An 8,028-nucleotide genomic window follows, 5' to 3' on the forward strand; every position below is an offset into this window, starting at 1 on the left:
AATGAAAATGCAACAGAAGAAGAAATGATAAATATTGCAAATAAAGCACAGTGCCATGATTTCATTATGAAATTACCACAAGGTTATGATACTGTTTTGCAAGAAAGTGGTTCAAACCTATCAGGAGGTGAGCGTCAGAGAATATCTATTGCGAGAGCTATGTTAAAGCCAAGTAAATTTGTAATTCTTGATGAGGCAACTTCAAGTGTAGATCCAGAAAATGAAAAACAATTATTGATTGCTTTAAAAAATTTATTAAAAGGTAAAACTGTTATTATAATCGCTCACAAACTTAAAACTATTAAAAATGCTGACAAAATTATTGTTATAGATAAGGGAAAAATTGAAAATATAGGAAAACATAGAGAACTAATAGAAAAATCAAATATATACAAGAGCTTTATAGAGAAACGAGAAAAGGCTACTGGATGGAAAATTGAATAAAACATTGAGAGGATTTTTAAAATAATAGTCCTCTTTTTTTGCAAAAATTCTAGTAAATAAATTGTTTATATTTGCTAAAATTAACTCTTGACAAAAATGAATGAAAATAATAATCTATATTAAAAGAACGAATGTCGGTCGTTAGGGGTGAGAATTTGTCTAAGAGGAATGTAAAAGACCCAGAAGAAAGAAAAAGGGAGCTTATAGATACTGCATCTAAATTATTTGAACAATATGGATATGAAAGGGTATCTGTGAGAGATATACTTGCAGAGGTTAATGGAGCTCCTGGAATGTTTTATTATTACTTTAAATCAAAAGAAGATATATTCTTAGCATGCATGGAAACTTATTTTGATGAAAAGTTAAAAAACAAGTTAGATATATTTCAAAATTTAGAAATAGACTATGAAGAGAGAATAAAAATGTTAAGAGATCTTGTTGTAAAAGATATAGATCAGTTTTCAAGAAAATATAATTTTTCTTCAAATAATTCAATAACAGATAATTCCTATAGACTCTGGGAATTAGCTCATTATATTGGAAAGTTTATTGATGTTTATTCTGAATTTATTATTGAAGGAGTTGAAGGTGGAAAAATAGAAAACAATATGGAAATAGATAGGGAAAATGTAAAGAGTTTCGCAGCCTTTATTTTATACGGTGCTGCTGGAACTATATATACTAATTTGATTAATAAGGGTGAAAATAAGACGAATTCGAGTGGTGCTTTTGAAGTAATAAGCAAATTTTTTCCAAGAATTCGTTGATGAAAATAGAATATAAGTATTTTACAAGGAAAACGTCATAGATGTTTTCCTTGTATTAGTTTAAGACAAATGAACGAATTCGTTCTGTGAAGGAGGAAGGATATAAATGGAAAAAAAGAAATCTATTGGGGATATAATTTCCTATAGTGATGTTAAAAAGACAAATCTTATAGTAGGGATACTACTTATTTGTTTTGGAATATTATTAAGTATTTGTCCGATTTTAGTAATATACAAAGTTATAAAGTCCTTATTTTTAAACGGAAATTTGGATCAAAAAGCAATAAACACTTGTATCTATGGAGTGATATCTGTAATCTTAGCTTATTTTCTAACCTATATTGGAAGTATTTTATGTCATAAGTTTTCTTATATTTTGATAGCAAATCTAAAGAAAAAGATATTAAAACATATTGGAAATCTTCCCTTAGGATACTTTACTGGAGATAACAAGTCAAAAATAAAGCAAGTATTGGGGCAAGATATGGATCAGATTGAAGGATATTTTTCTCACCAACTACCGAATCTTATTTCAACTTTAGTTCTTATTTTAGTCATACTTATTATCATGTTTAAAATGAATTTATTTTTGGCATTTATTACTTTGTTAGCTTTACTTATAGGTTTTGGAATTCAAATGGCAATTATGATAAAAATTATCAAGTCAGGTGGTCTAGCTGAAAATTTTAAGATTCTTGATAACATCAATTCTTCAACTACTGAATATGTAAAAGGAATGCCTGAAGTTAAAATATTTGGAGCTGGTGTTAGTTCATTTAAAACTTTTTCAAAATCTGTAAATGATTATAGAAATTTTACAAGTTCAATGACATCCATGATAAGACCAGGTTTTGTATCCTTTAGAGTATTTATTCTTTCAGTGGCAACATTTGTAGTACCTATTGGAATAATTCTATTATCAAAAAATTATAGTTTAAGTTTTATAACTATATTTGTTTTCTTTTTAATAGTTGTACCTTCTATGAGTGTACCGGTCTTAAAACTTAGAGATTTTGCAGAAGGCATGAATTTGCTAAATGAAGTTGTTGCTAGAATATATGAAGTTATAGATGAAAAAGAAATATCAAATGAAAACTATGATAAAGAAATAAAAAGTTATGATCTTGAATTTAAAAATGTAAACTTTTCTTATGGAGATGAAGAGGTTTTAAAGAATATAAGTTTTTGTGCAAAACAAGGAGAGGTTACAGCGTTGGTGGGATATTCAGGAGCAGGAAAATCTACAATAGGGACTTTAATACCAAGGTTTTATGATCCATTGGCAGGGTCTATTGAAGTTGGGGGAGTTGATATAAAAAAAATACCAACAAAAGTTTTGATGGATAATATTTCTTTTGTTTTTCAAGATAGTGATTTAGTTTCAGATACTATTTTTAATAATATAGCCATGGCTAAGGAAGGATGTAGCAAAGAAGAGGTTATAAATGCAGCTAAAAAGGCAAGGTGTCATGATTTTATTGAAAAACTTTCTGACGGATATGAAACTCGCTTAGGAAAGGGAACTTATTTATCCGGAGGAGAAAAGCAGCGTATTGCCGTGGCAAGAGCAATTTTGAAGGATGCACCTATATTGGTTTTAGATGAAGCTACAAGTTTTGCAGATTCCAAAAACGAATATCTAATGCAGAAAGCTTTATCGGAATTGGTAAAAAACAAGACAGTTATTATGATAGCTCATAGATTAAGTACAATAGAAAATGCAAATCAAATTTTAGTAATATCAGATGGAAAAATTGTAGAAAGAGGAAAACACACAGAATTAATATCTGAAGATGGAATATACAAAAGACTTTATGATATTTACAAGAATTCAAATGTTTGGCAAATGAATAGAAAAGAAGGTGAGAAGTAATGATAAAAAATATTACTTTAGGAAAGACCGATAATATAAGAAAATCTATTGCTTTGAATATTTTAGCATCTATTTCAAATCTTATCCCCTTTATTGCTCTAGCTAAGATTGTGGAAACCTTGTTTTTAAGTAGAGGTGTAGGGAATGTAGACATAAATATCTTATGGAAATATTTTGGAATAATGGCTATGTTTTTCATCGTAACATTTTTCTTTGAAAATTTAGCTACAAAATATACTTATGAACTTGGATATAAAACTACAGCAGATGGAAGGATAGAACTTGCAGATCATATAAGAAGACTTCCTATAGGCTATCTTTCAAGCAAAAGCTCATCAGAGATTTTAGACACATTGATGAATGATTTTTTTAAAGTGGAAATAGCAGTAACTCATCAATTACCTCAGTTTTTTAGTGGTATATGTGTAGCAATATTTTGCTCAATTTTATTTTTTATTATTGATATAAAAATGGGAGTAGCAACTTTTATTGGTCTACCTATTTCAATTTTACTATTAAGACTTATGCAAAATTTTCAGAAAAAAGTTTATTTAAAAACAAAAAATATAAAGATAAAAGAAGGGGAAGCTATAAATGAATATTTAGACACAATAAAAACACTTAAAGCTTATAATAGCTTAAAAGATAGTTTAAATATACTCGAAAAAGATATCGATGATACGAAAGTTGCAAATATCAAGAATGAAAAATGTGTTGGCTCATTAACGACAATTGCAAGTATGATTTTAAGAATTGGACTTCCTTTGATGAGTTTAACAGGTTCTTACTTGTTTTTAAAGGGAAGTTTAGAAATTGATACATTTTTAATGTTTCTATTTGTTGGAACAAGAATATTTGATCCTTTGGAACTTGCTCTTGTAAATTATTCAGGATTACAAATGGCATCAGTATCAGGAGAAAGGATTTTAAATTTACTCAATGAAAAACCTATATCTGGAGATAAAGATTTAAATGAAAGTAACGATATAGAAATAAGAAATCTTTCTTTTTCTTATAATCAAATGAAAGTTCTTGATGACATCATATTAGATATCAATGAGAATGAATTAACAGCTTTCGTAGGACATTCTGGTTCGGGTAAATCTACACTTATTAAACTTATATCCAGGTTTTATGATCCGAATAAAGGAACAATTAAAATTGGAGGAATAGATTTATCCAAAGCAGACCCTTACAAAATAATGGAAAAATTTTCTGTTGTATTTCAAGACGTATATCTTTTTAAAGATACTATTTATAACAATATAAAATTTGGGAAAGAAGATGCAAGCAAAGATGAAATTATAAATGCTGCAAAAATGGCAGGAGCTTATGATTTTATAATAAATAAGGAAAAGGGATTTGATACTATGATTGGACAAGGAGGGGCAACTCTGTCAGGAGGTGAGAAACAAAGAATATCCATAGCAAGAGCAATTTTAAAGGATTCCCCGATAATACTCCTTGATGAAGCGACATCTTCCCTTGATCCCGAAAATGAACTTATTATACAAGAAGCAATTTCCAATTTAATTAAAAATAAAACAGTTGTTGTAGTAGCTCATAAGCTAAGGAGCGTTATGGGAGCAGATAAAATTGTTGTCTTAAATAAGGGAAAAGTAGAAGAAGTAGGAAAACATCAAGAACTGATGAAAAATAACGGGCTATATAAAGACCTATGGAATTATCAAGAAAAGTCAAGAGAATGGAAGATTGTAGAGTAATAATTAATTCTAAAGGAGGAAAAGAAAATGAAAAAACAAAATAAATCATCAAAGAATGCAATTACAGCAGGTGTATTAATTGCACTTTACTTAGTAACATATGTGGTTATAGGAGCCATATCTATGCCAGTTCCTATCTTATTTTTGTTAATGCCTATGCTTGTAGCACTACTCGCTGCGCCAACCTATCATATGCTTCTTGCAAAAACAAAATCAAGCACAGCAATTGTGATTGCAGCAACACTTCCAAGTATTTTGTTAGTTGCAACAGGACATATTCCAATTGCTCCATTAGTTGCAATACCAGCTGGAATAATCGCTATGCTTATAGCAAAAAGTGGAGATTATACTGATTTTATGAAAAACTCAATTAGTCATATGTTTTTTTCCTTAAACTTGTTTGGTGGATTTTTACCTATTTGGATTATGAGAGAAACTTTCTTTGAAAGTGTAATAAAAGGAGGACTTGATCAAAGTTTTTGTAATACTGTAAGAGCTTGGACACCAATATGGATGTTACCTATTATGATTATTGGAACATTAATATTTTCTTTGATTGGTTCTTATTTTACAAAGAAAATATTAAATAAAAAGTTAGAATCCGCAGGAGTATTATAATGAGAGATTTAAATTTTGTTCTGGGGTCAAAGTATGACCTCAGAACAAAACTTATATTACTTATAGGGGCTAATATTTTAATTTTCTTAGGGTTTGGTTTATATTATCAAAGCCTTATTACATTATTTTTTATTGTAATAATTATTAGTGATGGCTATAAAAAATCAGCTATAAGATATATTTCATTTTTCGTAATAAGTGTAATTTTAGAAAAAACTTTGACCTATATTAATAGAAATTTTATTATAAATTTATTCTTGTTTTTCTTTGTAATTGGAAGGAAATTTTTACCTTGTATTATTGTTGGGAAATGGATTTTAAATTCAACAAGTTCCTCATTAGCAGTAGCAACTTTACAAAAATTAAAATTTTCAAAAGACTCTCTTATTATGATTTCTGTAATCTTTAGGTGTTTCCCAACAATTAAAGATGAGTGGAGTCATATTAATATGGCAATGAAGACTAGAGGAATCAATTTTAATTTAAAGAATTTATTGAAAAAACCTCTTTTAATTCTGGAATATTTTTTTATTCCTCTTTTTACAAGTGTTTTAGAAATAGGAGACGAATTATCTCAATCAGCTATCGTGAGAGGGCTTGATGCTCCTGTTGAAAAAACAAGTAGACATCTTACTAAGTTTAGAAAAAAAGATATTAGTGTTTTAATTCTTATGATTTTAAATTTATTAATAGTAATACTTATGAAAGTATCAGGGTGGGATTTATGACTGAAATTAAGGCATTAAGCTTTAAGTACAAGAGTGGAGATGACTACGCTTTAAGAAATATAAACTTAAATATAAAAAAAGGGGAATGTATACTTTTATGTGGTAAAAGTGGATGTGGAAAATCCACTTTATTAAAGCTTATTAATGGGATTATTCCAGAATTTTATGATGGCGAAATTTGTGGAAGTGTCAGAGTAAATGGCATTAACACCTTTACAACTGCAATATATGAATTATCTAAACTTGTAGGATCAGTTTTTCAAAACCCTAAAACTCAATTTTATACAACTAACACTACGGATGAGATAGCTTTTGGTTTGGAAAACTATGGATTAGAAAGTACTAAGATAAATAAAAAAATTGAAGAAGTTAAAGACACCTTTAACATTGATCCATTGATGAATAGAAATATATTTGAGCTTTCAGGTGGAGAAAAGCAGAAAATTGCAATTGCCAGTGCATATGCTTTAGATCCCGAAGTATTCGTTTTTGACGAACCTTCTTCCAGTTTAGATATTGATTCTATGAAGGAACTTTCCAAGATAATAGAAAAATTGAAAGCGTTAGGTAAAACAATAGTAATTGCTGAGCATAGGTTATGGTATTTAAAAGCCATAGTAGACAGAGCAATTTATATGGAAGATGGGAAAATTATTAGAGAATATAATATGGAAGAAATTGGTAATTTAAGCGAAAATGAACGTTTAAAAACAGGGCTTAGGCATTGCGTTTATAAAGATATAAATCTTATTTCTGATAGGATTAATTTTAATGAAAAACTATTATTAGAAGTAAAAAACTTAATTTTTAAAAGAAATACTAAAACAATTTTAAACATTGGCGATCTTAAATTTTCCTATGGCAATATAATTGGAATTGTTGGAAAAAATGGAATTGGAAAATCTACATTTGCAAAAATTATATGTGGGTTATATGGGAAAAACAAAGGGAATATTTTAAAAGCTAATAGGACATTTAATAGAAGAAATAGGATAAAAGAAAGTTTATTAATTATGCAGGAAGTAAATTATCAGCTATTTACTGAGACTGTTTTTGACGAAATCTTATTAACATCAAAAAATAAAAGCGAAAAAAACATCAATGACTGGCTAAAATATATGGAACTTGAAAATATTGTCAATCGAAATCCTTACACCTTATCTGGAGGAGAAAAACAAAGAGTTATTATTTTATCTGCCTTGTTATCCGATAAAAAAGTTTTATTTTTCGATGAGCTAACAAGTGGGTTAGACTATAGAAATATGAAAATAGTTGCTGATAATATAAAAAAAGTAAAGGAAGAAGATAAGCTAATCTTAATAATATCACATGACATTGAGTTTTTGGAATTGGTTTGCGACAAGATAGTAGAGTTTTTATATCATTGTATTATAATAGTTTTTATATTTTATTTATAATGTAGATATGAAATAGTGAAATAATGAATTATTCAGAACTTAAAAAACTGTATTTAGGTAAAAATTCGTAAATAAAATAAAAAGTTTAAAGATAGTAATTTAAGCTGACCCCACAAAGTTGGACCTAATATCAGAGTTAGAACTAGACTAGCTCTGGTATTAGGTCAAATCCTACCCCTAGGGGTAGAAAGGGTCTGTAAATAGTTTTGTGTATCAACCTAAATCCTGATCAATGGGTAAGGGTTGATACAATTTTTTATGTATCAATATCTGTCCATTCCTATAGGGATGGAGCTTATCTTAATTTTATATGAACTTAATAAACTGTCAAATTTTCATGAAAATTTGCAGCTGATTTTATAGTTTTTTTACCTGTTTTTAAAACCTCCCTTCAAAAAATATTGATAATTGGGATAGGATTTGATCCCAGCCACGAATTCTACTTGTCCATTT

General features: G+C 28.4%; 7 protein-coding genes. All 7 read left to right on the top strand.

All coding sequences use genetic code 11. From position 1 onward, the window contains the following. On the top strand, window positions 1-444 hold a 444-nt coding region (locus SOR60_RS09635), incomplete at its 5' end, for an ATP-binding cassette domain-containing protein (RefSeq protein WP_320595823.1). Window positions 445-599: 155 nt separating this feature from the next. After that, a complete protein-coding gene (locus SOR60_RS09640; RefSeq protein WP_320595824.1) occupies window positions 600-1,214 on the top strand; it encodes a TetR/AcrR family transcriptional regulator in 615 nt (204 codons plus the stop codon). 106 nt (window positions 1,215-1,320) lie between these two features. Beyond that, window positions 1,321-3,087: an ABC transporter ATP-binding protein gene (locus SOR60_RS09645; RefSeq protein ID WP_320595825.1), complete on the top strand. Its 1,767-nt coding sequence runs from the start codon at window positions 1,321-1,323 to the stop codon at window positions 3,085-3,087. After that, on the top strand, window positions 3,087-4,811 hold the full coding sequence (locus tag SOR60_RS09650) for an ABC transporter ATP-binding protein (protein ID WP_320595826.1): 1,725 nt from the start codon (window positions 3,087-3,089) through the stop codon (window positions 4,809-4,811). The genes SOR60_RS09645 and SOR60_RS09650 overlap by 1 nt, the downstream gene beginning before the upstream one ends. Window positions 4,812-4,838: 27 nt before the next feature. Continuing rightward, window positions 4,839-5,429, top strand: coding sequence for an MptD family putative ECF transporter S component (locus SOR60_RS09655; protein WP_320595827.1), 591 nt, complete (start codon window positions 4,839-4,841; stop codon window positions 5,427-5,429). After that, entirely contained in the window at window positions 5,429-6,157 is a 729-nt protein-coding gene (locus SOR60_RS09660; protein WP_320595828.1) for an energy-coupling factor transporter transmembrane component T, read from the top strand. The genes SOR60_RS09655 and SOR60_RS09660 overlap by 1 nt, the downstream gene beginning before the upstream one ends. Further along, on the top strand, window positions 6,154-7,575 hold the full coding sequence (locus tag SOR60_RS09665; RefSeq protein WP_320595829.1) for an ABC transporter ATP-binding protein: 1,422 nt from the start codon (window positions 6,154-6,156) through the stop codon (window positions 7,573-7,575). Before SOR60_RS09660 ends, SOR60_RS09665 begins: the two co-directional genes overlap by 4 nt. Window positions 7,576-8,028 lie beyond the last annotated feature (453 nt).

The organism is Anaerococcus porci, assembly GCF_034090325.1.
Classification (GTDB): Bacteria; Bacillota; Clostridia; order Tissierellales; family Peptoniphilaceae; genus Anaerococcus; species Anaerococcus porci.